Origin of the sequence: Streptomyces sp. NPDC002467, from assembly GCF_042889825.1 — a bacterium.
GTDB lineage: Bacteria > Actinomycetota > Actinomycetes > Streptomycetales > Streptomycetaceae > Streptomyces.
Map to the genome: position 1 here is coordinate 80,371 of NZ_JBIARJ010000019.1, position 25,687 is coordinate 106,057.

17 protein-coding genes are annotated in these 25,687 nt (G+C 71.0%); 11 read left to right on the top strand and 6 right to left on the bottom strand.

Annotated features, from left to right (window positions below; genetic code table 11):
- Positions 1-83 precede the first annotated feature (83 nt).
- Together dxs and ACFYYJ_RS32180 are read left to right on the top strand one after the other, a co-directional pair.
- Positions 84-2,000: a 1-deoxy-D-xylulose-5-phosphate synthase gene (gene dxs / locus ACFYYJ_RS32175; RefSeq protein WP_389137610.1), complete on the top strand. Its 1,917-nt coding sequence runs from the start codon at positions 84-86 to the stop codon at positions 1,998-2,000.
- A gap of 130 nt (positions 2,001-2,130) precedes the next feature.
- Positions 2,131-3,615: an amino acid permease gene (locus ACFYYJ_RS32180; RefSeq protein WP_385365789.1), complete on the top strand. Its 1,485-nt coding sequence runs from the start codon at positions 2,131-2,133 to the stop codon at positions 3,613-3,615.
- A 91-nt stretch (positions 3,616-3,706) separates the two neighbouring features.
- On the opposite strand, the gene ACFYYJ_RS32185 is transcribed toward ACFYYJ_RS32180, so the two are convergent.
- Positions 3,707-4,789, bottom strand: a complete 1,083-nt coding sequence (locus tag ACFYYJ_RS32185; RefSeq protein ID WP_385125981.1) for an LCP family protein — start codon at positions 4,787-4,789, stop codon at positions 3,707-3,709.
- A gap of 240 nt (positions 4,790-5,029) precedes the next feature.
- Here ACFYYJ_RS32185 and ACFYYJ_RS32190 point away from each other — a divergent pair, with 240 nt between their 5' ends.
- The 7 genes from ACFYYJ_RS32190 to ACFYYJ_RS32220 all read left to right on the top strand — a co-directional run bounded on the left by ACFYYJ_RS32190 (position 5,030) and on the right by ACFYYJ_RS32220 (position 16,440).
- Positions 5,030-6,736, top strand: coding sequence for a hypothetical protein (locus tag ACFYYJ_RS32190; RefSeq protein ID WP_385364522.1), 1,707 nt, complete (start codon positions 5,030-5,032; stop codon positions 6,734-6,736).
- A gap of 155 nt (positions 6,737-6,891) precedes the next feature.
- Positions 6,892-8,523: a stealth family protein gene (locus ACFYYJ_RS32195; RefSeq protein WP_385364526.1), complete on the top strand. Its 1,632-nt coding sequence runs from the start codon at positions 6,892-6,894 to the stop codon at positions 8,521-8,523.
- On the top strand, positions 8,516-10,162 hold the full coding sequence (locus ACFYYJ_RS32200; protein WP_389137613.1) for a sugar phosphotransferase: 1,647 nt from the start codon (positions 8,516-8,518) through the stop codon (positions 10,160-10,162). The genes ACFYYJ_RS32195 and ACFYYJ_RS32200 overlap by 8 nt, the downstream gene beginning before the upstream one ends.
- Complete coding sequence (locus ACFYYJ_RS32205; protein ID WP_385364519.1) at positions 10,153-11,913, top strand: stealth family protein; 1,761 nt, start codon at positions 10,153-10,155, stop codon at positions 11,911-11,913. Before ACFYYJ_RS32200 ends, ACFYYJ_RS32205 begins: the two co-directional genes overlap by 10 nt.
- Positions 11,910-14,006, top strand: coding sequence for a glycosyltransferase (locus ACFYYJ_RS32210; RefSeq protein WP_389137615.1), 2,097 nt, complete (start codon positions 11,910-11,912; stop codon positions 14,004-14,006). The genes ACFYYJ_RS32205 and ACFYYJ_RS32210 overlap by 4 nt, the downstream gene beginning before the upstream one ends.
- 38 nt (positions 14,007-14,044) lie before the next feature.
- On the top strand, positions 14,045-15,442 hold the full coding sequence (locus tag ACFYYJ_RS32215) for a GDSL-type esterase/lipase family protein (RefSeq protein WP_389137617.1): 1,398 nt from the start codon (positions 14,045-14,047) through the stop codon (positions 15,440-15,442).
- Positions 15,439-16,440 carry an endonuclease/exonuclease/phosphatase family protein gene (locus ACFYYJ_RS32220; protein ID WP_385364513.1) on the top strand — a complete coding sequence of 334 codons (1,002 nt, stop codon included), beginning with the start codon at positions 15,439-15,441 and terminating at the stop codon, positions 16,438-16,440. Before ACFYYJ_RS32215 ends, ACFYYJ_RS32220 begins: the two co-directional genes overlap by 4 nt.
- Positions 16,441-16,524: 84 nt before the next feature.
- Here ACFYYJ_RS32220 and ACFYYJ_RS32225 read toward each other — a convergent pair whose 3' ends face one another.
- Both ACFYYJ_RS32225 and ACFYYJ_RS32230 read right to left on the bottom strand, forming a co-directional pair.
- Entirely contained in the window at positions 16,525-18,663 is a 2,139-nt protein-coding gene (locus ACFYYJ_RS32225; protein ID WP_385125970.1) for a 3-hydroxyacyl-CoA dehydrogenase NAD-binding domain-containing protein, read from the bottom strand.
- The gene (locus ACFYYJ_RS32230; protein ID WP_030234769.1) at positions 18,660-19,886 is read right to left on the bottom strand and encodes an acetyl-CoA C-acyltransferase; all 1,227 of its coding nucleotides are present in this window, start codon (positions 19,884-19,886) and stop codon (positions 18,660-18,662) included. The genes ACFYYJ_RS32225 and ACFYYJ_RS32230 overlap by 4 nt, the downstream gene beginning before the upstream one ends.
- A 334-nt stretch (positions 19,887-20,220) precedes the next feature.
- Between ACFYYJ_RS32230 and ACFYYJ_RS32235 the strand changes: the two genes are divergently transcribed.
- Positions 20,221-21,411, top strand: coding sequence for an alpha/beta fold hydrolase (locus tag ACFYYJ_RS32235; protein WP_389137620.1), 1,191 nt, complete (start codon positions 20,221-20,223; stop codon positions 21,409-21,411).
- Positions 21,412-21,460: 49 nt separating this feature from the next.
- Here ACFYYJ_RS32235 and ACFYYJ_RS32240 read toward each other — a convergent pair whose 3' ends face one another.
- From ACFYYJ_RS32240 to ACFYYJ_RS32250, 3 genes are all read right to left on the bottom strand, one after another.
- Positions 21,461-22,744, bottom strand: a complete 1,284-nt coding sequence (locus ACFYYJ_RS32240; RefSeq protein ID WP_389137622.1) for an HRDC domain-containing protein — start codon at positions 22,742-22,744, stop codon at positions 21,461-21,463.
- A gap of 149 nt (positions 22,745-22,893) precedes the next feature.
- On the bottom strand, positions 22,894-23,556 hold the full coding sequence (locus ACFYYJ_RS32245) for a response regulator transcription factor (protein ID WP_007267191.1): 663 nt from the start codon (positions 23,554-23,556) through the stop codon (positions 22,894-22,896).
- A 288-nt stretch (positions 23,557-23,844) separates the two neighbouring features.
- A complete protein-coding gene (locus tag ACFYYJ_RS32250) occupies positions 23,845-24,501 on the bottom strand; it encodes a DUF3000 domain-containing protein (protein ID WP_389137624.1) in 657 nt (218 codons plus the stop codon).
- Positions 24,502-24,592: 91 nt separating this feature from the next.
- Between ACFYYJ_RS32250 and hemE the strand changes: the two genes are divergently transcribed.
- Positions 24,593-25,657: a uroporphyrinogen decarboxylase gene (gene hemE, locus ACFYYJ_RS32255; RefSeq protein ID WP_385125962.1), complete on the top strand. Its 1,065-nt coding sequence runs from the start codon at positions 24,593-24,595 to the stop codon at positions 25,655-25,657.
- The last annotated feature ends 30 nt before the right edge of the window (positions 25,658-25,687 follow it).

Consider the following 25,687-nt stretch of genomic DNA (forward strand, 5'->3'; position numbering starts at 1 on the left):
CTCGGGCGGGACGGCCCGATGACCGCATCCGCGAGCGGAACATTAGACTCGACAGACCAGCAAGCAACTGCAAGGAGGCACGGGTGCTGCTGACCCGCATCAAGGGACCGCGCGATCTGGACCGGCTCAGCCAGGAGGAGCTCGAACAGCTCGCCGCCGAGATCAGGTCCTTCCTCGTCGACGCCGTCTCCAAGACCGGCGGGCACCTCGGCCCCAACCTCGGGGTGGTCGAACTGACGATCGCCCTGCACCGGGTCTTCGACTCGCCCAAGGACAAGGTCCTCTTCGACACCGGTCACCAGGCCTACGTCCACAAGCTGCTCACGGGCCGCCAGGACTTCGGCGGCCTGCGCACCAAGAACGGCCTCTCCGGCTACCCCTCGCGCGCCGAGTCCGACCACGACGTGATCGAGAACTCGCACGCCTCCACCGTGCTGGGCTGGGCCGACGGCATCGCCAAGGCCAACGAGGTGCTCGGCCGCGAGGACCACCACGTCGCCGCCGTCATCGGCGACGGCGCGCTCACCGGTGGCATGGCCTGGGAGGCGCTGAACAACATCGCCGCCGCCAAGGACCGCCCCCTCGTCATCGTCGTCAACGACAACGAGCGCTCGTACGGCCCCACCATCGGCGGCCTCGCGAACCACCTGGCGACCCTGCGCACCACGGACGGCTACGAGCGCTTCCTCGCCCGCGGCAAGGACCTGCTGGAGCGCACCCCGGTCGTCGGCAAGCCCCTCTACGAGACCCTGCACGGCGCCAAGAAGGGCCTGAAGGACTTCATCGCCCCGCAGGGCATGTTCGAGGACCTGGGCCTGAAGTACATCGGCCCCATCGACGGCCACGACATCGAGGCCCTGGAGTCCGCCCTGCAGCGCGCCAAGCGCTTCAGCGGCCCGGTCATCGTGCACTGCCTCACCCAGAAGGGCCGGGGCTACGAACCGGCCGTCCAGGACGAGGCGGACCGTTTCCACGCGGTCGGCGTCATCCACCCGGACACCGGTCTGCCCGTCAGCACCGACGCCGCCAGCTGGACCTCCGTCTTCGCCGACGAGATGGTCAGGCTCGGCAAGGAGCGCAAGGACATCGTCGCCATCACCGCGGCCATGCTCCAGCCCGTCGGCCTGAAGAAGTTCGCGGACGCCTACCCGGACCGCATCTTCGACGTCGGCATCGCCGAGCAGCACGGCGCCACTTCGGCGGCGGGCCTGGCGACCGGCGGCGCCCACCCGGTCTTCGCGGTGTACGCCACCTTCCTCAACCGCGCCTTCGACCAGGTCCTGATGGACGTGGCCCTGCACAAGTGCGGCGTCACCTTCGTGCTGGACCGCGCCGGTGTCACCGGCACCGACGGCGCCTCCCACAACGGCATGTGGGACATGTCGATCCTCCAGGTCGTCCCGGGCCTGCGGCTCGCCGCCCCGCGCGACGCCGAACAGCTGCGCGCCCAGCTGAACGAGGCCGTCCTGGTGAAGGACGCGCCGACCGTGGTGCGCTTCTCCAAGGGCGTCGTCGGACCGGCCGTCCCGGCCGTCGGCCGGATCGGCGGCATGGACGTGCTGCGCGCCCCGTCGGCCGAGGTCACCCGTCCGGACGTACTCGTCGTCTCGGTCGGCGCGCTCGCCCCGATGTGCCTGGAGATCGCCGACCTGCTCGACAAGCAGGGCATCTCCTCCACCGTGGTCGACCCCCGTTGGGTCAAGCCGGTGGACGAGGCGCTCGCGCCCCTGGCGGACCGCCACCGCGTGGTCGTCACCGTCGAGGACAACGGCCGCGCCGGCGGTGTCGGCTCGGCCGTCGCGCAGGCCCTGCGGGACGCGGGGGTGGACGTGCCGCTGCGCGACTTCGGCATTCCGCAGCGCTTCCTCGACCACGCCACCCGCAAGGAGGTCATGGCCGAGATCGGGCTGACCGCTCCGGACATCGCGCGCCAGGTCACCGGCCTGGTCGCCAAGCTGGACGGCCGCTACGACAACGAGCCCGCCGCCGCCGTGGACTAGGACGGGCAGCGGCCACCCGATCGCCGCGCGGTTGCACGTCACGGGCCGGGAGATCACTCTTGAAGAGTGGGCCTCCCGGCCCGTTCGCGTGCGTCGACACCTGTTCGGAGGTGTGTCGGTGAGCAGGGATATGAACAGCCCCTTCCGCACCAAGACGGTGGAGCAGTCCATCCGTGACACGGAGGAGCCGGAACACGCGCTCCGCAAGTCGCTCTCCGCCTGGGACCTGACGGTGTTCGGTGTGGGTGTCATCATCGGCACCGGCATCTTCGTCCTCACGGGCATCGCGGCCCGCAACAACGCCGGCCCGGCCACGTCCCTCTCGTTCGTGGCGGCAGGCATCGTCTGCGCCCTCGCGGCGCTCTGCTACGCCGAGTTCGCGTCCACCGTGCCGGTCGCCGGTTCGGCGTACACCTTCTCGTACGCCTCCATCGGCGAGCTGCCCGCCTGGATCATCGGCTGGGACCTGGTGCTCGAATTCGCCCTGGGCACCGCCGTGGTGGCGGTCGGCTGGTCCGGGTACGTGCGCCACCTCATGCACACCAACCTGGGCTGGGACCTGCCCACCGCATTGTCCGGCCCGGACGCGGGAGGCCACTTCGACCTGTTGGCCTTCCTGCTGATCCTGGGGCTCACCGCGATCCTGGTCGTCGGGACGAAGCTCTCGGCCCGGATCACCGCGATCGTGGTCGCCATCAAGGTCGCGGTGGTGCTGCTCGTCATCATCGCGGGCCTGTTCTTCATCAAGGCCGACAACTACTCCCCGTTCATCCCGCCGGCCCAGCCGCAAGAGGCGGGCAGCGGCCTGCACACGCCGCTGGTCCAGCTGCTGTTCGGCTACGCGCCGACCAACTTCGGCGTCATGGGCATCTTCACCGCGGCCTCGCTCATCTTCTTCGCCTTCATCGGCTTCGACGTCGTGGCGACCGCCGCCGAGGAGACGAAGAACCCCCAGCGGGACATGCCGCGCGGCATCCTCGGCTCGCTGTTCATCTGCACCCTGCTCTACGTCGCCGTGACGATCGTGGTCACCGGCATGCAGAAGTACTCGGAGATGTCACCGACCGCACCGTTGGCCGAAGCCTTCAAATCGGTGAACCAGCCCTTCTTCTCCGGTGCGATCAGTCTCGGTGCGGCCGTCGGCCTGATCACCGTCAGCATGATCCTGCTGCTCGGTCAGACCCGCGTGTTCTTCGCGATGAGCCGTGACGGGCTGCTGCCGCGGACGTTCTCCGTCACGCACCCCAAGTACCGCACCCCGTACCGGGCGACCATCCTGCTCGGCGTGATCATCGCCGTGGTGGCGGGTTTCACCAGCCTGGAGAAGCTCGCGGAACTGGTGAACATCGGCACACTGTTCGCCTTCGTGCTCGTCGCCCTCGGCGTGATCATCCTGCGCCGGACCCGCCCCGACCTGCACCGGGCGTTCCGCTGCCCGTGGGTGCCGGTGATCCCGATCCTGTCGATCGCGGCCTCGTTCTGGCTGATGCTCAACCTGCCGGCCGAAACCTGGATCCGCTTCGGCGTCTGGATGGTCATCGGCATCGTCGTCTACTTCGCGTACGGACGCAGCCACAGCCGCCTCGGCAAGGCCGGCCAGGACGCGAAGTTCTAGACGCCGGAGAGCCGGGCGCCCACCACACGAAGGAGCCGGCCGTACGGGTCACCCGTGCGGCCGGCTCCTTCGTGTGCGCGTGCCGCGCCCGTCAGCCGGTGCCCTTGGCGGGGGAGTCCTTCGCGGCGGCCGGGATCTTCTCGTCCTTGCGGAGGGCGTCCCACAGCTGGGTGGCCTGCGGCTCGGCGACGACCACGCGGTTCTTGTCCACCTTGTCGTAGGCGACCGGCAGCATGATCGTCTCCATCGTGTCCGGGTCCACGCCCTTCATGCTCTTGGCGAAGTCGGCCAGAGCGGTGAGGGAGGCGAGGTCGGAGTCGGTGGTGAGGGACTTGGTGCCGGCGTCGGCGAGCTTGTAGAGGCGCGCCGGGTTGCCGAAGGCGTCCTGGTTCTTGATCTCCTTCAGCAGCCCCATCATGAAGGTCTGCTGGAGGCTGATGCGGCCGAGGTCGCTGCCGTCGGCGTAGCCGTGCCGGGTGCGGACGAACTTGAGCGAGTCGGTGCCGTTCAGCCGGTGCTCGCCCGCATCCAGGTTGAGCCCGCCCTTGATCGGCTTGTCCAGCTTGACGGTCACGCCGCCGAGGGCGTCCACCAGGCCCTTGAATCCGGCGAAGTCGACCACGACGAAGTGGTCCACGCGGACGCCGGACATCTGCTCCACGGTGTTCACCACACAGGCCGGACCGGCCACCGGGAAGATGCTGTTGAACATGACGCGCTTCTGGGACGGGACCGCCTTGCCGTCCTCGTCCTTGCACTCGGGCCGGGTCACCAGGGTGTCGCGGGGGATGCTTATCGCGGTCGCCTTGGAGCGGCCCTCGGGTATGTGGATCAGCATCGTGGTGTCCGAGCGGGCACCGCTGACGTCGCCGTGGTCGAGGTCGCCGTTGGCCCCGGCCCGGGAGTCGGAGCCGAGCACGAGGACGTTCTGCGCGCCGGCGACCACCTTCTCCGGGCGGTTGTCGCCGATCGCCTTGTCCAGGTCGACGCTGGAGATGTTGCCGTCGAGGTGGCTGTACGCCCACCAGCCCGCGCCGCCCGCCAGCAGGAGCAGGACCACCAGCGTCAGCCCGATGATGCGCAGCGGCCGGCGCCGGCGTCGTACGCGCCTGCCGGCGCTGTCGGAGCCCGTCTGCGCCTCGCGCGGGCCCGGGGTCATGACGTCATGGCTCATTGGGGCGGGTCCTCAAATCGGCTGGCCGGCAAGCGGTTTGCTGACCGTGCACTATAGACAAACTTTCGACCGGGTGTCCCCGATCGATGCAGCACGACGGGGCATATGTCCGCTTTTTTGGGCGAAATAGTGTCCTCGCCCTGTGGTGATTGTTCAAATGATCCAAGGTTGGATCACCCGTAAGTATGAAGTAAGTTTGCCGTTCGGGTGTATGGAGCTGAGCAACAGAGGAGCAGGCGAGTGGCAAGGGGCTCGGGTCGCAGCGAGCGGTCGGCGACCGGTCGACGCCGAACCGCCTCGGCCTCCCCGCAGCGGCCCGCCACCCGTGGCGCCGCCCTCCACCTCGTCGCCCACCCCGCCGACGCCCTCGTGATCACCGGCCCCGAGCTGCTGCGCACGGCGGGCGAGTCCGGCGGCGCCCTCACCGTCGTGAGCCTGGCGGCGCAGGACGCCCGCGGGCGCCGCGCCCTCCTGGACGCCCTCGGGCGGGGATCCTCCTGGGACGAGCACGTCGAACGGCTCCCCGCGGGCGACGAGACGCTCCAGTTGCGGATCCACACCCTGGCCGCGGCCCCCGACGTCCAGGTCTGCTTCGTCGACGGGCCCCTCCCGCTGGGGCCCGGCGCCCCCGACGACCTCGTCGACTGCGCCGACGCGCTGATCGACCGCTTCGAACCCACCCGGCTGTGCACCCTCGACCCCGACCCGGCGCACACCGCCTACGACGCCGCCACCGGAGCCGAACGCTCCGACCACCCGGAGCACACCGCCGTGGCGCAGGCCGTGCTGGAGGCCGTCGCCCGCCGGGCCGACGAGGACCGGCAGGGCCCGCTGGTCGTCCAGTCCTTCCGTACGGTCGCGTCCTGCGAGCAGACGACGCTCCCGCCGGCCGCCGTCGACCGCTACCCCGGCCGCAGGCTCTGGCTGACCCGGGGGTCCGACGGGCGGCTCACCGCGTACGCGGCCGTCGACGGCGGCGTCGTGCGGTGGACCGAGAAGACCGCGGGCGGCTCCGAGTGGACCCGGCTGCGGCTCGACACCCCGCCGCTGCTCCCGGTGCTCTCGGTTTCGCAGACCCCCGAGGGCTGGGTCCACCTGGTCTCCCTCTCCCGTACGCCCGAGGAGTCGGGCAGCGCCGTGGTCGAGGTCATGCACGCCGTGCAGTACCAGACGGGCCGGCCGCTGGCGGACTGGCGCTCGCTGGGCAACCCGCACGGCCGCCACACGGACCGCGGCCGTGAGCTCGGGGTTCCCGTGGTGACCGCCGACCTCCACGGCGGGGTCCACGTCTTCACCCGCAACTTCGGCCAGTACATGACCGGCCGCTCCCAGGACAGGAAGGGCGTCTGGGGCTCGTGGGCCGACCTCGTCGGCAGCAAGGTCCTCGACGGCTTCGGCGCCGTGCTCGGCGACGACGGCCTCCCGGAGGTCTTCGCACCCACGGCGAGCGGCGTCGGGCGCTGGAGCCGCGGCCCCGACAAGAAGATGCGCCAGACCCGCGACGCCCGGCTCCCGCTGATCGCGGCGGACGGCACCCCGCTGTCCGCCCTCGGCACCGGGCCGGGCCTGGCCACGGTGTACGGGTGCGACGCGCGGGACGGGGGCCTCTACGCCTTCCGGACCGACGGCATGGCCGCCTCCGTCGGCGGTACCGGCCGGCACGGGGTCACCGCGCTGCGGGCCTTCGTCGACGGCTACGACTGCACGGTGCTGCTCCAGCGTTCCGCGGAGGGCCCCACGGCGATCGGCGCGTGCGTCACCGGACACGAACAGTCGGGCCTGTGGTGGGAGTTGTCCGGGGAGCCGGGCATCGGCGAGCCGGCGGGGGCGCTCGACGCCTTCGGGAACCTCGTCGTCGCCTCGCTGGGTCCGGACGGACGGCTCGACGTCGCCCGGCAGGACCCGAACCAGCAGGGGCTGGCGCTCGGCGGGTGGCTGACTGTCTGACCCGTTCTCGCAGTGACGGGGATCATCCCGTTTCCGGTAAGGATCGCTTAAGTCCGAAGGTAGATTTTGTTTACCTGGATTTTGTAAAGCAGTGGTGCGTCGGGGGCCCTGCAGTCGGGCGACATGTACTACTGCACGGAGGCAGCATGACCGCGATGCCTGGATACGCCACTCAGGCCGGCTACGGGGGTGGTCGTCGCACCGAGACCGATCGCCGCCCGGCGGCCGGACCCCTGAAGATCCGGGTGGGGGACGCGGGGGACGAGGCGTACGTCCACCCCGCGGTGCGGCCGCTGGGTGCCCGCGAGGAGAACCGGAAGGTCATCGCCGGACTGCTCGACTACACCGGGGTCCCGTACTTCGCGGTCCGCGGGACCAACGACCACGGGACCGTCATCGGCGTCTGCGAGGACGACCGCGACCGGGTCCTCGAAGCCGTCTTCCGCTTCCTCTCCCAGCACCCGGGCTACGTGTCCGTCCTCAAGCCCGACGCCGTGCGCGCGCCCGCCGTCCGTCGCAGCGAGAGCCCCGAGGCCTGGAACGAGGTCCGCACCGCGATCGGCATCCAGGTCAGCTGGTACCAGACCGACCCCGGCGGCCACCTTGTCCTGGGCCACCAGTACGGCTGCGCCATCGAGTTCTGGTCCCGCAAGGGCGACCGGCTCGTCGCCCCCCGCGCGAACCGGGTGGCCTGGTCCATCGCGGCGGACGGCCCGAGCATCTTCGGCGCCGCCCGTCTCTTCAGCCGTTTCGTCTCCGGCGTGCGCTCCGACGAGGCCGCCCCGGCCCTGACGACGCGTCACGAGTTCATGGTTCCGGGAGTCGAGGACATCACCTTCCCCGTCGACGCCGTGTACACCTGGGTCGACGGGGAGGACCCGGCCTGGAAGGCCCGCAAGGCCTCCGCCAAGGGCGAGGTCTACCACGCGGAGTCCGCCAGCGACGCCCGCTTCATCAGCCGCGACGAACTGCGCTACTCGATCCGCTCGCTGTACCTGTTCGCCCCGTGGATCCGCAACATCTACATCGTCACCGACGACCAGGTGCCCGCCTGGCTGCGCCAGGACCTCCCCGGGATCCGCGTGGTCAGCCACCGCGAGATCTTCCGCAACCCGGCCGACCTGCCGACCTTCAACTCGCACTCCATCGAGAGCCAGCTCCACCGCATACCCGGGCTCGCCGAGCACTTCCTCTACTTCAACGACGACATGTTCATGGGCCGGCTCGTCGCACCGCACTCCTTCTTCACCCCGACCGGCACCGCGAAGTACTTCCCCTCCCGCAACCGCATCCCGCAGGGCCCGGTCGTGGAGACCGACACCCCCGTCGACGCGGCCTGCAAGAACAACCGGGCGCTGCTGCTGCGCCGGTTCGGACGCGTCATCACCCAGCCCATGGAGCACATCCCCTACGCCCTGCGCAGGAGCGCCATGGAGGAGGCCGAGGCCGACTTCCCCGAGGCGTGGGCCCGTACGTCCGCCAGCCGCTTCCGCGCCATGACGGACCTCTCGCCCACCTCGTCCTTCGCCCTCTACTACGCGGCACTGAGCGGACGGGCGCAGCCGGGCTCGATGCCCTTCACCTACCTCCAGCTCGCGGTGCCCGACCTCGCGGACCGGCTCCAACGGCTGCTGGACGGAAGGGACAAGGACTCCTTCTGCCTCAACGACGCCTTCTCCACCCCGGAGGACCTGGAGGCGCAGACCGAGGTCCTGGACGGATTCCTCAACGCGTACTTCCCCACCCCAAGCCCCTACGAACTGACAAGGAGCGATCGACATGGCTGAACCGGGCTCGGTCGGCTCCGCCGCGAACATCTACCAGAAGCTCGTGCCCCAGCCGGTGCGCGCCGTCGCCGCCAGCAAGGTCCCGCCGAGCGTGCGGGGCAAGGTCAAGCGCCGGCTCGCGCGGACGCTGGCCAACCGCGAGTCCCGCCACCACCAGCGGGCCCTCAAGCGCGTCCGGGAAGAGGACTTCAGCTACCTGCCGGAGGGCACCACCACCGCCCCCGACGGGCGCGTCGCCCACATCCACCCCGGGCTGACGCCCGAGCTCTCCCGCCGCACCGACCACTACCTGGTCTCCAGCGTGCTCGACAGCGAGGGCATCCCGTGGTTCGCAGTGCCCGCCCTCGACGACCGCCGCATCGCCATCGCCGTGCCCCAGGAGCACAAGGCCGCCGTGAGCCGCGTCATGCGCGCCCTGCTGGAGGTGCAGACCGGGTACGTCGTCGGCGTGTCCCCCTCGAACACCGACGGCGCCAAGGTCCCCGGCAGCCACGTCAAGGCCTGGGCGAACTACGGCAAGCAGCGCGTCATCCGCCTCACCTGGCTGCGCACCGACCCGACCCGCACCCTGTGGATCGGCGACGACCTCGGCATCGAGATCGAGTTCTGGACCGTCAACAACGCCCTGGAGACCCCCCGCCTGGTGGGCCCGCGCCCCAACCGCGTGCAGCGCGTGGTCCCCGCCGAGGACGGTGGCCGCACCGAGGTCACGCTGGACCGGCTGACCGGATACGCCGACATAGGCAGCGACGGCGAGATCACCGTCACCCACGAGGGCTTCGACATCCCCCGCGTCGAAGAGATCACCTTCGGCGTGGACGCGGTCCTGCTGTGGCAGCACGCCACCCCCTGGGCCGAGGAACTCCTGCGCGCCGCCCTGCGCTCCATCCACCAGAACGCCCCCTGGATCGACATGGTCCACGTGGTGGCGCTCGCGCCGCTCCCCGACTGGGTGCGCATCGACGACCGGCTGTCCGTCTGGTCGGCGGACTGGAACGCCGAGACCGGACTGCACCGGATCCCCGGCCTCTCCGACCAGTTCCTGCTGATGCGCCCCGGTGCCCTCTTCACCCGCCCCGTGCGCGCCTTCGACTTCTTCTCCCCGCTCGGCGGGACCCGGCCCCGGCGCGGTCCGTGGAACGCGGCCGAGGCCGAGGCTCCCTGGTCCCTGACCGCGTACTCGTACACCCACACCGTCGTCGGGCACGGCTACGCCTCGGGCCCGCAGCCCTACGCACGGGAGGTGCTGGCCGCGCTCGCCGACACGCTCGACCCGGCCGCGTACGTCGTGGACACCCAGATCGCCCCCGAACTGTCGGGCACCCACCCGCTGGACGGGCTGATCCACCACGCCGCCCACTCCTCGGGCTTCGCCGACCCCTCCGGGGAGCCCATCATGACGCTGCACGCCGCGTTGCCCGGCATCAAACGCCACCTGGAGCGGCTGCTCGTGCGCCGGGACACCCAGTGCCTGCAGCTGTCCGGCCTCGGCTCCGCCGAAGCCCGCACGGCCGGAGGGACCTCCCTGGTCGTGGACTTCCTGCAGAGGTACTTCCCCGTGCCCAGCCCGTTCGAGCAGTACCCCGACCAGTCACCCGACCAGTACGCCCCCACCGGCGGGAGCGACCCGTGGCAGTGATCAACCCGGAGGCCTCGGCCGCCGTCGGGCTCTACCGCACCCTGCTGTCCGCCTCCCTGCGCGGCAAGATCGCGGCGCGCGTCCCGATGCGGCTGCGCACCCTCGTCAAGCGGCTGCTGCGCCGCCTCCAGACGGGCCTCGGCATCCGCCGGGCGCTGCGCGCCGCACAGGCCCGACGGCGCTGGCCGCACCTGTTCAACGGCGACGAAAGGCTCGCGACCCTGCCGGACCAAGGAGCCCTGATCTCCCTGGTCCGCCCGACCGCCTCCCCGCTCGGGCTGCGCGAGGCCAACCTCGAACTGGCCGTCTGGATGCTCGAAGACGCCGGGATCGACTACTTCGCCGTCCGCGGGGCCAGCGACTTCAGGGCCTGCCTCGCCGTCTCCGCGCACGACCGCGCACGGGTGCGCGACGCCCTGGTCGCCAGCGAGCGGCTCTCCCCGCTGTACGTCAAGCGCGGCGACCGCGCCACCGGCGAGAGCCCCGTCCTCAGCGGCTCCCGCCGCGGCCGGCGCATCTACGACGGCGCCTCCGTGGTCCGTGTCGGCATGATCTGGCGCGACCCGGGCGGCTCGCTGGCCCTCGGCCTCGAATACGGCTGCGACATCGAGTTCTGGACCCCCGAGGACGGCCGGCTCGTCGCACCCCGCCCCAACCGGGTCACCGAGGAGGTCGCCGAGCGGGCCCCGCGCGTCTCGGTGCCCGTCAGCAGCCTCACCGGCTTCGCCTCCCGCCACACCCGCCGCACCCGCGCGGTGCGCACCATCGAGCCGTACGCCGCGGCCCTGCCCGAGGACGTCCGCTTCCCCATCGACGTGGTCTACACGTGGGTCGACGGCAACGACCTGGCCTGGCAGCGCCGCAAGCAGGAAGTCCAATTCGGCGGCTACCACGAGGAGTCGGCGAACGCCGCCCGCTTCATCAGCCGCGACGAGCTGCGCTACTCCCTGCGCGCGCTGGAGCAGCACGCGCCGTGGGTCCGGCACATCTACCTCGTCACCGACCGGCAGCGGCCCCACTGGCTCGACGAGAACAACCCGCGCATCACGGTCGTCGACCACTCCGAGATCTTCGACGACCCCCGGGCACTGCCCACCTTCAACTCGCACGCCATCGAGAGCCGGCTGCACCACATCGAGGGACTGTCCGAGCACTTCCTCTACTTCAACGACGACATGTTCCTCGGACGGCCCGTCACCCCCCAGGACTTCTTCCTGTCCAACGGCTCGACCCGGCTGTTCTGGTCCCCGTCCCAGGTCCCGCAGCGGGACGTCAACCACGCCGACCGCCCGGTCGACGCGGCGGGCAAGAACAACCGCACGCTCATCGAGCAGCGCTTCGGCCCCACCATCGTGCAGAAGCTGCGCCACGCCCCGTACCCGCTGCGCCGCAGCGTGCTCTACGAGATCGAGGCCGAGTTCGCCGACTGGCACCGGGCCACCACGATGAGCCGCTTCCGCAGCGCCACCGACATCTCCATACCGTCCTCGCTCTACCACTACTACGCGTACTTCACGGGCCGGGCGGTCCCCTCGGACATCCAGTTCGCCTACCTCGACCTGGCCCGGCCGGAGATCGAGCGGCGGCTCGGCATCCTGCTGGCCGCCCGCGACCGGCAGGCGTTCTGCATCAACGACACCGTCTCCGACGGCCGTGACACCGAACGCCAGGAGCGCATGGTCGGCCGGTTCCTCGACGCGTACTACCCGATACCCAGTTCTTTCGAGCGGAAGGAGTCCCGTACCCCGTGAAGATCTCCTTCCTGATCAACAACATCTACGGCATCGGCGGCACCAACCGGACCGTCATCAACCTCGCCGAAGCGCTCTCCGCCGACCACGAGGTCGAGATCGTCTCCGTCTTCCGGCGCGCCGGAGCGACGAAGTTCCAGATCTCCCCGCAGGTCACGGTCCGCGCCCTGCTCGACCTGAGGGCGGGCAAGGCGGGAGCCGACCAGGGGGACCCGGGCCTGAAGGAGCCCAGTACGGTCGTACCGCGCCAGGAGGAGTTCTTCGCGCAGTACAGCCGGCTCTCCGACGAGCGGATCATCGCCGACCTCGCCAAGACCAAGGCCGACGTGGTGATCGGCACCCGGCCCAGCCTCAACCTGTTCGTGGCCCAGTACACCCGCGACTCGGCGCTGCGCGTCGCCCAGGAGCACATGACGCACCTGGCCATCCCGGCGGCCGTACGCGCCGAGATGGCCCGGGTGTACCCCCGGCTCGACGCCGTGACCACCGTCACCGACGCCGACGCCAAGTCCTTCCGCGCCCACACGCCCATCCCCGGCCTGCCCGTCGTCGGCATCCCCAACAGCGTGCCCCGGCCGGTCGTCGCCCCCTCCCAGGGGCTCGGCAAGATCATCGTCAGCGCCGGCCGCATGCACCACGTCAAGCGGTACGACCTGCTGATCCGCGCCTTCGGCCGGCTCGCCGCCGAGTTCCCGGACTGGCAGCTGCGCATCTACGGCGACGGCGGCGAAGCCGCCAAGATGCGCGGGCTGGTCAACGAACTCGGCCTGGCGGGCCGCGCCCTGCTCATGGGTGGCTTCTCGCCGATCGAGTCGGAGTGGGCCAAGGGCTCCATCGCCGCCGTCACCTCCAGCGAGGAGTCCTTCGGCATGACGCTGGTGGAGGCGATGCGCTGCGGCCTGCCCGTGGTCTCCACCGACTGCCCCGTCGGCCCCCGCGAGATCCTGCGCCACGGCGAGGACGGCCTCCTCGTCGCCAACGGCGACGTCGACGCCATCGCCGAGGGCCTGCGCAGCCTCATGGTCGACGACGTGCTGCGGCACCGGATGAGCCAGGCCGCGCTGCGCAACTCCGCGCGCTACGACCCCTCCGCCGTCGCCGGCCGGTACGTCGAGCTGTTCGAGAAGGTCGCCGCCAAGCGGGCCGCGAACTCCAAGTACCGCGCCCCGTCGGCCAAGCCGCTCGGCCGCCCCTCCGGGGAGACCGCGCCCCCCTCCTCCCTGAAGACCGCCCTGTGCCACGTCACCGCCGAGCCGGGGGGCCGGCTGCGCTTCTCCACCGACGGACCCGACGAACGGCACGAGTGGACCTACGTGCTGCGCCACAGCGCCGGCGACGGCACGGCGCGGCCCGACCTGGAGCTGCGCACCACCGACAAGGACCTCCCGCAGGGCGGCGTCCGCTACGAGGCCGCGATCGGCCCCGAGGCCCTCGACCACCTGGGGGACGGCCGCTGGCGCGTCATGGTCCGCAACGAACGCGGCGAGGCCGTTCACCTGAAGGCGGGCATCCGCGACACCCGGGTCCTGATCGAGGCCCGCGAGCAGCTGCTCGCCGACCCGTTCGTGCCCGCCATCGGCTGGAACCTCCCGTACGCCCAACCCTCGGGCAAGCTGATGCTGCGTACCGTCCTGCGCGACGTCCACGTGGAGAGCACCGGCGTCCAGGTCCTCGACGAGTCGATCGGCGTCACGGGCGTGGTCTGCGGCGCACAGCCGCTGCTGTCCGGGGCGCGCTTCGTGATCGCGCGGCGCGGGGAGCACCGGGCCCAGTTCGACGTACCGGTGCACCTGCTCGGGAACCAGGCCTTCCACGCGGAGGTGCCGCTGCAGAGCGCGGTCGATTACCGTTTGGAGCGCTGGGAGGACTGGGACTGGTGGCTCCAGCCCGATCCCGACACCCCCGGCAAGGTCCGCGTCTGCCGCCTGCTGGAGGATTACCCGGACGTCAAGAGCTCCCTGGCGTACCCGACCGTTCCCCTGCCGGGGGACACGGCCTCGCCCTGGCTCGTGGTCCATCCGGCGCGCCCGGTACGGGTCCGGCCCTACACCTCGATGTCGGGCGCCATGGCCATGAACGTGGTCGACCGCTAGCCGGGGCGTGCCCGGACGCTCCTTCGGATTGGAACGGAATGAAACGCACCATATTCGTCCTCGGGGACTCCGTCCCCGCTCCTCGGACCGAGGAGGAGGCACCCATGGCCGGGTGGGGACAGAAGCTCGAGGAGCTCCTCGTCGGCCCCATCGAGGTGGCCAACTACGCGCGCAGCGCCATGACCACGCGCAAGTACTACACGGAGCGCTTCTACGCCCTGCTCAACCGCATGGTGCGCGGCGACGTGGTGATCATCGGCTTCGGTGGCGTCGACCACATGATCCACAACGGCATGCGGTACGTCCCGGTCCCCGAGTACCAGGAGCTGCTGCGGCTCTTCGTCCAGTACATCCGCGAGGAGGGCGGCATCCCGGTCTTCGCCAGCGCGATCTCCCGCTACGCCTTCGCCCCCAACGGCGAGGTGCTCAACACCCGCGGCGACTACCCCGCCGCCATGGCCGCGGTGGCCGCCGAGATCGGCGTGCCGTTCATCGACCTCTTCGGCCAGACCACCGAGCTGTGGGCCCAGATCGGCCCGAGCCGGCTGCGCCAGTACTTCTGCTGGGTCGACGCGGGCGAGCACCCCCTGCACCCCGACGGGAACATCGACTCCTCGCACCTGAACCACCCCGGCGCCTACGAGGTCGCCCGGATGGTCGTCACCGGGCTCGTGCACAACCAGGTCCTGGCCAAGGAGGACGTGGACGTACCGCGCCTCATGGAGCCGACCGCGATGCCCCCCGTGTCGCAGGAGTTCCTGATCCAGTCCCCGGAATCGGCCCTGCACTACGCCCAGCGCAGCGGAGTGGCCCCCGCCATCGCCAAGCCGGGCAACGGCTGGCTGGTCGGCCCGATGAGCAAGTTCTCCGGCATGGCCGCCCCCGGTACCGACTACCTGCTCTTCTTCGAGCACGGCCAGTACATCGGCGGCACCCGGGTCGGAGCCAACGGCCAGTGGATCTGGCGCCGGTCGGTCAACTGGACGGCCGGGGAGCACGCGGTCCAGGCCGTCGGCCTGCGCGGCGACGGCTGCACGCCGGTCGCCGAGGTCTCCTTCTCGGTGATGACCGACGTACCGGCGCCCACGATCACCGCGCCCAAGGCCGGCGGGTTCAGCGGCCCCAAGGTCCGGTTCGGCGGCAAGGCCGCCAAGGGCGTCAAGAAGATCGTCCTGATGGAGCGGGGCACCCTGATCGGCGCCACCGCCGTCGACGAGAACGGCGACTGGTCCTTCACCCACAACCACCAGTGGAAGGCCGGCCACTTCCAGGTCCAGGCCATCGCCCTGTTCGGCGCCCTGGAATCGCCCGCCGCCGTACGGGACTTCAAGGTCGTCGGCCTGCCCGACCACAGCCCCGTACGCGCCGCCGGCGCCTCCCGTCACGACTGCGCGGAGCCGGTGTGCCCGCACCGGCCGTTCCTCGGGGCCTGGTGAGCGCCGGAGCGGTCCCGAAGAGCTGGATCGGCTGGATCGCCGCGGCCATGGCGCTGTCCGCCGTACTGGTCGCGGCGATCCTCCTGGTTCCGCCCTCGGACGGCGTCGACGCCGCGGCCCTGCCCCGGCCGCGGCAGGAGACCCCGCGGGCGCAGGACCAGGAAGTACGGGTCATGCACTACAACATGTGCGGTGCCGCCGAGGGCTGCCCGTGGAACGCCGGCGGCAGCGGCAACGGCACCTCCGTCGAGCGGGTCCTGCGCGAGGCGGCGGACTTCTCGCCCGACGTGATCAGCCTGAACGAGATCTGCCAGAGCCAGTACCAGGCGCTGCGTCGCAAGCTCGACGCCATGGGCACCCCCATGGACGGGGGATTCGGCGAAGCCCAGAACAACGTCGACAAGTGCGGTGGCTCCGGGGCCTTCGGCGCCGCCCTCCTGGTCCGCAAGGCTGCCAAGAAGCCCGTCACGGAGAACCGGCGCTACGCCGACACCGGCGACGAGACCTACACCGGCCGCGGCCGCACCGTCGAGGTGCGCCGGGGACTGCTGTGCCTCACCACGACGCTCGCGGGCCGTCCCCTGAAGGCCTGCACCACCCACACCAACGCCAAGTCGCCCAACCAGATCGCGGAACTGCGGGAATGGCTCGACGACGAGGAGTCCTTCCCGCGCGGGGTGCCGACGCTGATCGCCGGGGACCTGAACCAGCAGCCCAACTCCTCGGCGCTGACCTACCTCTACGAGAGCCGCTTCTTCGAGGCGGACGACAACAACAAGGAGTGGTTCACCAAGGGGTCCACCGGCGGAGTGGTCTGCCGGCCGGAGACGAACGACCGCTGCCGCAACGGCGCGCCGACGGCCGAGGAACGCAAGATCGACTACATCTTCGCGGACGCCTGGCACCTCACCAGGGCGGAGCCCACCCAGGTGACGAACTTCCCCGAGTCCGACCACGCCATGATGAAGGCCCGGTTCAGCCTGCGCCCCGCCGTGTGACGGCAGCCCGAACGGGCGCACACGGAAGCGGCGCCCGCCCTCGCGTACGAGGACGGGCGCCGCTTGCGTGTGGTTCGGCCGTGGTTACGCGGGAACGCTCGCCACGCCCGGGGCCAGGAACTTCTTGCCGTTCACGCGCTCCGAGACGCCCTCACGGTCCAGGTACGGCGTGATGCCGCCCAGGTGGAAGGGCCAGCCGGCGCCCGTGATGAGGCAGAGGTCGATGTCCTGGGCCTCGGCCACGACACCCTCCTCCAGCATCAGGCCGATCTCCTGCGCCACCGCGTCCAGGACGCGGTCGCGGACCTGCTCCTCCGTCAGGACCGAGTCGCCCTGCACCAGGAGGGCGGCGACCTCGGGGTCGAGCTCCGGCTTGAAGCCGTTCTCCGCGTTGTAGACGTAGAAGCCGCGCTTGCCGGCCTTGACGACCGCCGCGAGGTTCGGGGAGACGGTGAAGCGCTCCGGGAAGGCGCGGTTCAGGGTCTCGGAGACGTGCAGACCGATCGCCGGGCCGACGAGCTCCAGGAGCACCAGCGGGGACATCGGCAGGCCGAGCGGCTCGATGGCCTTCTCCGCCGTGACGACCGGGGTGCCCTCGTCGATGACGTTCTGGATCTCGCCCATGAAGCGGGTCAGGATGCGGTTCACGACGAACGCCGGGGCGTCCTTCGTCAGAACGGCGGTCTTCTTCAGCTTCTTGGCGACACCGAAGGCCGTGGCCAGCGAGGCGTCGTCGGTCTGCTCACCGCGGACGATCTCCAGCAGCGGGAGGATCGCGACCGGGTTGAAGAAGTGGAAGCCGACCACGCGCTCCGGGTGCTGGAGCTTCGAGGCCATCTCCGACACCGACAGCGAGGAGGTGTTGGTGGCGAGGATCGCGTGCGCCGGGGCGACCGCCTCGACCTCCGCGAACACCTTCTGCTTGACGGACATCTCCTCGAACACGGCCTCGATGATGAAGTCCGCGTCCGCGAAGCCCTCGGCCTTGTCCAGGACGCCGGTCACCAGGGCGGTCAGGCGGTTGGCCTTGTCCTGGTTGATGCGGCCCTTGCCGAGCAGCTTCTGGATCTCGGCGTGGACGTAGCCCACGCCCTTGTCCACGCGCTCCTGGTCGATGTCGGTGAGGACCACCGGCACCTCCAGGCGGCGCAGGAAGAGCAGCGCCAGCTGCGAGGCCATCAGACCCGCGCCGACGACGCCGACCTTGGTGACCGGGCGCGCCAGGTTCTTGTCCGGGGCACCGGCCGGGCGCTTGCCGCGCTTCTGGACCAGGTTGAAGGCGTAGATGCCCGAGCGCAGCTCGCCGCCCATGATGAGGTCGGCCAGGGCCGTGTCCTCGGCGTCGAAGCCGGCCTGGAGGTCGCCGTCCTTGGCCGCGGCGATGATGTCCAGCGCGCGGTAGGCGGCCGGAGCGGCGCCGTGCACCTTGGAGTCCGCGATGGCGCGGCCCTTGGCGACGGCCGCGTCCCAGGCCTCGCCGCGGTCGATCTCCGCGCGGACGACCTCGGTGTCACCCTTCAGGACCTTCGCGGTCCAGATGAGGGACTGCTCCAGGAAGTCGGCGCCCTCGAAGATCGCGTCGGCGATGCCGAGCTCGAAGACCTGCTTGCCCTTGAGCTGGCGGTTCTGGTTCAGCGAGTTCTCGATGATGACCGAGACCGCGCGCTCCGCACCGATCAGGTTCGGGAGGATGGCGCAGCCGCCCCAGCCCGGGACCAGACCGAGGAAGACCTCGGGCAGCGAGAAGGCCGGGATGGCCTTCGAGACGGTGCGGTACGAGCAGTGCAGACCGACCTCGACACCGCCGCCCATCGCCGCGCCGTTGTAGTACGCGAAGGTGGGGACGGCCAGCGCGGCGAGGCGCTTGAAGACGTCGTGGCCGCCCTTGCCGATCGCGAGCGCCTCGTCGTGCTTCTTCAGCAGCTCGACGCCCTTGAGGTCGGCGCCGACCGCGAAGATGAACGGCTTGCCGGTGATGCCCGCGCCGATGATGGAGCCCGCGAGGGCCTCCTGCTCGACCTGGTCGATCGCCGCGTTCAGGTTGGCGAGCGACTGCGGGCCGAAGGTGGTCGGCTTGGTGTGGTCGAAGCCGTTGTCCAGCGTGATGAGCGCGAAGCGCCCGGCGCCGAACGGCAGGTCCAGGTGACGGACGTGCGCGGACGTGACGACCTCGTCCGGGAACAGCTCGGCCGCGCCCTTCAGGAGCTCAGCGGTGGTGCTCACTTGGAGTCTCCCTCGGCGTTGAAGTTCGGGTTCTCCCAGATGACCGTGGCGCCCATGCCGAAGCCGACGCACATGGTGGTCAGGCCGTAGCGGACGTGCGGCTGCTCCTCGAACTGGCGGGCCAGCTGCGTCATCAGGCGCACGCCCGAGGAGGCGAGCGGGTGACCGAAGGCGATGGCGCCGCCGTACTGGTTCACGCGGGCGTCGTCGTCGGCGATGCCGTAGTGCTCCAGGAACGCGAGGACCTGGACCGCGAAGGCCTCGTTGATCTCGAACAGGCCTATGTCCTCGATGGACAGGCCGGCCTGGGCGAGGGCCTTCTCGGTGGCCGGGATCGGGCCGTAGCCCATGACCTCCGGCTCGACACCCGCGAAGGAGTACGAGACGAGGCGCATCTTGACCGGGAGGTTGTTCTCGCGGGCGAAGTCCTCGGAGGCGATGATCGCGGCGGTGGCACCGTCGTTGAGACCGGCGGCGTTGCCCGCGGTGACCCGGCCGTGCGTACGGAACGGGGTCTTCAGGCCGGCCAGGTTCTCCAGCGTGGTGCCCGGGCGCATCGGCTCGTCGGTGGTGACCAGGCCCCAACCCGTCTCGCCGGCAGCCTCGTTGGTGTTGCGCACCGAGATCGGGACCAGGTCCTGCTGGATCTTGCCGTCGGCGTACGCCTTCGCGGCCTTCTCCTGCGAGCGCACGGCGTACTCGTCGGCGCGGAGCTTGGTGATCGTCGGGTACCGGTCGTGCAGGTTCTCGGCGGTCATGCCCATGAACAGGGCGGACTCGTCGACCAGCTTCTCGGAGACGAAGCGCGGGTTCGGGTCGACGCCCTCGCCCATGGGGTGGCGGCCCATGTGCTCGACACCGCCGGCGAGGGCGACGTCGTACGCACCGAAGGCCACACCGCCCGCGACGGCGGTCACGGCGGTCAGCGCGCCGGCGCACATGCGGTCGATGGAGTAGCCCGGGACGGACTGCGGGAGGCCCGCGAGGATGCCGGCGGTGCGGCCCAGCGTCAGGCCCTGGTCGCCGATCTGCGTGGTCGCGGCGATGGCGACCTCGTCGATCTTCTTGGGGTCCAGGTCCGGGTTGCGGCGCAGCAGCTCCCGGATCGCCTTCACGACGAGGTCGTCGGCGCGGGTCTCGTGGTAGATGCCCTTCGGGCCCGCCTTGCCGAACGGGGTGCGGACGCCGTCGACGAAGACGACGTCCCTGACGGTACGAGGCACGTTGGCTCTCCTCCAGGTACGGGATGGCGCTGCTGCGCGGGGGCATGCTCGGCGTACGTCACTGAGCGCCCGCTCACCCGGCCCATGCTACTTGCGGGTAACCCTTGTGCACACCCCCTCCCCGAACAGCGGCGAAGGTCACACCGGCGGACACCCCGTGAGCCCCCTCGCGCCCCCGTGGTGCGCCCGGCCGATCGGAGCGCCCCGGCGACTCGAACGGGTCGGTCATGTGTCCCGACGGCCACGTCGAGGACGTCGGGCGCACACCCTTCCGGATTCTGGGCCCGGTCCCGGGCGTCCGCCCCGGACCCGACCGACGGAAAGGAGCACGGCGATGGCGACACCCGGCTTCAAGGACCACTACGTGGAGCACAAATCGACCATCCCGGCGAACGCCGGCGACCTGGTCAAGCTCTTCGTGCGCAGGCGCAACGGCACGCCCACCGGCCAACCGAGCAGGCCCGTCCTGATGCTGCACGGCAGGAGCGTCCCGGCGTTGGCGGGCTTCGACCTGCAGTACAAGAAGTACAGCTGGGCCGAGGAGCTGGCGAAGGCGAAGTTCGACGTCTGGGTGATGGAACTCCAGGGTTCCGGGCTGTCGACCCGCCCGATGATGGACGACCACAAGAACGTCAGCCCCTCGCCCGCGCAGCGGGCCCTCCTGGTGCCCCACCCGAACGCGAGCGCCTACACGGGCCCGGTGAGCTACGCCGCCCAGCTGAACAACTCCCAGAGCGACTGGGACGAGGTCGACAGGGTGGTGGACTACATCCTCGACCAGACCGGCGCCGCCCAGGTCGACCTCATCGGCTGGTCGGCGGCCTCCCAGCAGCTCGGGCCCTACTCCATCCAGCACCCCGGGAAGGTCCGCAGCCTCTTCCTGCTGGCACCCATCTTCCCGCCGAACGGGAGGGCGAGCGCCCCCGGGACCGACTTCGGTGCTCCGGTGCCGCTGCCCGTGTCCAAGCCGGAGGCGGCCTTCGGATACCCGATGACGGTGGGCACGAAGGCAGGTGTCGACACTGCGTGGGGCAAGGACCTGAAGTGCCCCGACCAGCGTGATCCCAAGATCCTCGACGAGGTGTGGGACGCGATGATGGAAGCGGACCCGGTCGGCAAGGACTGGGGCCCCGTGAAGAGCCCCACGGACCCGTCCCCGATGGGCCTCAACCGCATCCGGAACTCGTACTGGTGGGGCTGGAACAAGACCACCGTGCCCCTGCACGGGGTCCTTGGCGGGACGGTGCCCGTGTGCATCGTGTACGGGGAGCACGACTCGATCGTGAACACCGCGCCCGACCTGGGCCTGCTGTACTTCTCGGTCCCCGAGCTGTACAAGGCCATCCCCGGGCCGAACAAGCTGATGTTCCGCATTGCCTGCGCGGGGCACCAGGCGCCCTGGGAGCGCGTGGCGAACGACCTGCACACCATGTCCGAGCACTGGCTCAAGCAGGGCAAGGTCGAGGGAGCGACCACCGGGAGCTACTACAGGGACGAGGACGGGGCCCTCACTCCGATGGACTGAGGACCCCGCGCACGCTCGCGGCGGGTCGGCGGGTCGGCGGCTCGGCCGGTCAGGCGGTCGCGGCCAGCGCCGTGACCAGGGCGGGGGTCACCTGCTCGATCTGCCACGGGCGGGCGCCGTAGCCCGCGAGGGCCGCGGCCACCGAGTCCGCCCCGACGCGCTGCGGCGGCTCCCAGCACAGCCGGCGGACCGTGTCCGGGGTGATCAGGTTCTCCTGCGGCAGGTTCAGTCCCTCCGCGAGCGCCGACACGGCCGTGCGCGCCGCCGCCAGCCGGGCGGCGGCCGCCGGGTCCTTGTCCGCCCACGAGCGCGGCGGCGGGGGTCCGGCCGGGCTCGCCCCCGGCTGCGGCAGTTCGTTCTCGGGCAGGGCCTTCGCCCGGTCCACGGCCGCCATCCACTGCTCCAGCTGACGCCGGCCCATCCGCTGGCCGTAGCCGGGCAGCGCCGACAGCGCCTGCGCGTTCACCGGCAGTGCCAGCGCGGCCTCGACGATCGCGGCGTCGCCCAGCACCTTGCCGGGCGACACGTCACGCCGCTGCGCGATCCGGTCCCGGGACTCCCACAGCTCCCGTACGACCGCCATCTGCCGGCGCCGGCGCACCTTGTGCATGCCCGAGGTGCGCCGCCACGGGTCCTTGCGCGGCGGGGCGGGCGGGGCCGAGGCGATGGCGTCGAACTCCTGGTGGGCCCATTCGAGCTTGCCCTGCCGGTCCAGCTCCTTCTCCAGCGCGTCCCGCAGGTCCACCAGCAGCTCCACGTCCAGCGCGGCGTAGCGCAGCCAGGGCTCCGGGAGCGGGCGGGTGGACCAGTCGACGGCGGAGTGGCCCTTCTCCAGCGCGTAGCCGAGCACGCTCTCGACCATCGCGCCCAGTCCGACCCGGGGGAAGCCGGCCAGACGGCCCGCCAGCTCCGTGTCGAAGAGCGAGGTAGGCCGCATGCCTATTTCCCGCAGGCACGGAAGGTCCTGGGTCGCGGCGTGCAGGATCCACTCGGTCCCGGTCAGGGCCTCGCCCAGCGCGGACAGGTCGGGGCAGCCCACCGGGTCGATCAGCGCGGAGCCCGCGCCCTCGCGGCGCAACTGCACCAGGTAGGCCCGCTGGCCGTAGCGGTATCCGGAGGCGCGCTCGGCGTCGACGGCCACGGGTCCGGTGCCCGCGGCGAAGGCCGCGACCACCGCGGCGAGGGCCTCGGCGTCGGCGACGACCGGAGGAATGCCCTCACGGGGTTCGAGCAACGGAATCGGCGGCCCATCGGACGAACTGACGACTTCGTCCGGGGGGCCGCCCCCGGTGGTGGTGCGCAGGTCTGCTGCGGTCTCTTGGGCGTCGGTCACCGCTCAAGGGTATCCGTGGATGCAACGCGCCCGTCGCCGGAACGTTCCGGCGACGGGCGCGATCGATATACGAGGAGTTCGCGGGGAGTCCGCGGGGAGTCTGGCGGGGGCTTCCCGGCCGTCTATCCGGGGGTTCCGGCCGCCCGGGCTCAGTGGATGATCCCGGTCCGCAGGGCGACGGCGACCATGCCGGCGCGGTCGCCGGTGCCCAGCTTGCGGGCGATCCGGGCCAGGTGGGACTTGACGGTCAGGGCGGACAGGCCCATCGAGACGCCGATGGCCTTGTTGGACTGGCCCTCCGCGACGAGGCGCAGGACCTCGACCTCGCGGCCGGAGAGCTCGCGGTAGCCGCCCGGGTGGCTCGGGGCACCCGGGGGGCGGCGGTGCATGCGGGCGGCGGCGGCACCGATGGGGGCGGCGCCGGGCCGGGTGGGGAGCCCGATGTTGGTCCGGGTGCCGGTGACGACGTAGCCCTTCACTCCGCCCGCGAGGGCGTTGCGCACGGCGCCGATGTCGTCGGCGGCGGACAGGGCCAGGCCGTTGGGCCAGCCGGCGGCGCGGGTCTCGGAGAGCAGGGTGAGACCGGAACCGTCGGGCAGGTGGACGTCGGCCACGCAGATGTCGCGCGGGCTGCCGACGCGGGGGCGGGCCTCCGCGATGGACGAAGCCTCGATCACATCACGAACTCCGAGCGCCCACAGATGGCGGGTCACGGTGGAACGGACGCGCGGGTCGGCCACGACGACCATGGCCGTCGGCTTGTTCGGGCGGTAGGCGACCAGGCTTGCGGGCTGCTCGAGAAGAACGGACACCTAGGCCTCCTGGGGGAGTGGCGGGACGGCCGGCTCGGGGAAGGAAGCCGGTGCGAACCGTGCGGATGGTCACTGACTCCTTCGGCACGTCACCCGCCCGGCTTTAGGGAATGATCACGATTTGGTGAGTAACAATTCGGGCAATTCGGACGCACGATCGATCATAGGGTGATCAGAAGCCCGCAACGGATGCCGCGTTCCGACACCTTGTTGCGGGCTTCGACCGGTTGTTCCCCGGCTCTCCGTACATCCGTACGGCGCGCCTCGCGCGTCCGTACGGCCCCGGGGCTACGGGTGGTGCGGACCCCGCCGCTGTGGCAGGGAGACCACTCCCGTCACCGTGTCCGTCGGACCCGCCGGCGGCAGCCCCGCGATCTGGCAGAGCAGCTCGCACCACGCCGACAGGTGGGCCGAGGTGTCCGGCACCCCGCCCACCCCCTCGCGGGGCGTCCACGAGGCCCTGATCTCGATCTGCGTCGCGGGACGCCGCTCCGCGAGCCCGCCGAAGTAGTGCGAGCCCGCCATGGTCACCGTCCCGCTGGCCTCCCCGTACGCCAGCCCGCGCGCCTCCAGCGCCCCCGTCAGCCAGGACCAGCACACCTCCGGGAGGAGCGGGTCCGCGGCCATCTCCGGCTCCAGTTCGGCCCGTACGAGCGTCACCAGCCGGAAGGTCCCCTGCCAGGCCTCGTGCCCGGACGGATCGTGGAGCAGGATGAGCCGGCCGTCGGCCAGATCGTCCTCCCCCTCCACGACCGCCGCCTCCAGCGCGTAGGCGTACGGCGCCAGCCTCTGCGGCGGCTTCGTGGGGTCGATCTCGATCCCCGTGCGCAGCCGCGCCTTCTTCAAGCCGTCGACCGCCCGCCGGAACGGGAGCGGGACCGAGCTCTCCTTCGCGCTGTCCGTACCGTCAGCGCCATCTGAAAATCGTCCCTGAGCCGCAGCCATGCCGGGAAGACTAGGCGGAACGGGAGCCCGTACGGCGCAGCCACACCCGCGCCGGGCCGGGCACTTCTTCATACGTGCGAAGATTTGGGTCGTGAGTGCCAACGAGACGCCCCAGGGCCAGCCGAGCAAGACGTACGATTCCGCCTTCCTGAAGGCGTGCCGGCGCGAGCCGGTGCCGCACACCCCGGTGTGGTTCATGAGGCAGGCCGGGCGCTCGCTCCCCGAGTACCGCAAGGTGCGCGAAGGCACGGCCATGCTGGAGTCCTGCATGCGCCCCGACCTGGTCACCGAGATCACCCTGCAGCCGGTGCGGCGGCACGACGTGGACGCGGCGATCTTCTTCTCCGACATCGTCGTGCCCCTCAAGGCCATCGGCGTCGACCTGGACATCAAGCCGGGCATCGGCCCCGTCGTCGCCCAGCCGATCCGCCGCCGCGAGGACCTCGCACAGCTGCGCGACCTCACCCCGGAGGACGTCACGTACGTCACCGAGGCGATCGGCATGCTCACGGGTGAACTGGGCTCCACGCCGTTGATCGGCTTCGCGGGCGCGCCCTTCACCCTCGCGAGCTACCTCGTCGAGGGCGGCCCGTCCAAGAACCACGAGCACACCAAGGCCCTGATGTACGGGGACCCGCAGCTGTGGGCCGACCTGCTGGACCGCCTCGCGGAGATCACCTCCGCCTTCCTGAAGGTCCAGATCGAGGCCGGCGCCTCCGCGATCCAGCTCTTCGACTCCTGGGTCGGCGCGCTGGCCCCGGCGGACTACCGCCGCTCGGTGATGCCGGCCTCCGCGAAGGTGCTGGAGTCCGTCGCCTCGTACGGCGTGCCGCGGATCCACTTCGGCGTGGGCACGGGCGAGCTGCTCGGCCTGATGGGCGAGGCGGGCGCCGACGTCATGGGCGTCGACTACCGGGTCGCGCTGGACGAGGCCGTCCGCCGGGTCGGCCCCGGCAAGGCGCTCCAGGGGAACCTGGACCCGGCGGTCCTCTTCTCCACCGAGGAGGCCGTGCGGGCGAAGACGGACGAGGTCCTGGCGGCCGCGGCCGGCCTGGAGGGCCACGTCTTCAACCTGGGCCACGGCGTCCTCCCGACGACGGACCCGGACGCCCTGACCCGCCTGGTCGACTACGTCCACACCAAGACGGCCCGCTAGCGGTTCGGGCCGCCGCTGCGCGGAGCCGTC

Bases quoted from the DNA above. Each gene is read 5' to 3' on its own strand.
- ACFYYJ_RS32180 (WP_385365789.1), top strand. From the start codon at position 2,131: ATGAACAGCCCCTTCCGCACCAAGACGGTGGAGCAGTCCATCCGTGAC.
- ACFYYJ_RS32250 (WP_389137624.1), bottom strand. From the start codon at position 24,501: ATGGCTGCGGCTCAGGGACGATTTTCAGATGGCGCTGACGGTACGGAC.
- ACFYYJ_RS32195 (WP_385364526.1), top strand. From the start codon at position 6,892: ATGCCTGGATACGCCACTCAGGCCGGCTACGGGGGTGGTCGTCGCACC.
- ACFYYJ_RS32185 (WP_385125981.1), bottom strand. From the start codon at position 4,789: ATGAGCCATGACGTCATGACCCCGGGCCCGCGCGAGGCGCAGACGGGC.
- ACFYYJ_RS32200 (WP_389137613.1), top strand. From the start codon at position 8,516: ATGGCTGAACCGGGCTCGGTCGGCTCCGCCGCGAACATCTACCAGAAG.
- ACFYYJ_RS32215 (WP_389137617.1), top strand. From the start codon at position 14,045: ATGAAACGCACCATATTCGTCCTCGGGGACTCCGTCCCCGCTCCTCGG.
- ACFYYJ_RS32235 (WP_389137620.1), top strand. From the start codon at position 20,221: ATGGCGACACCCGGCTTCAAGGACCACTACGTGGAGCACAAATCGACC.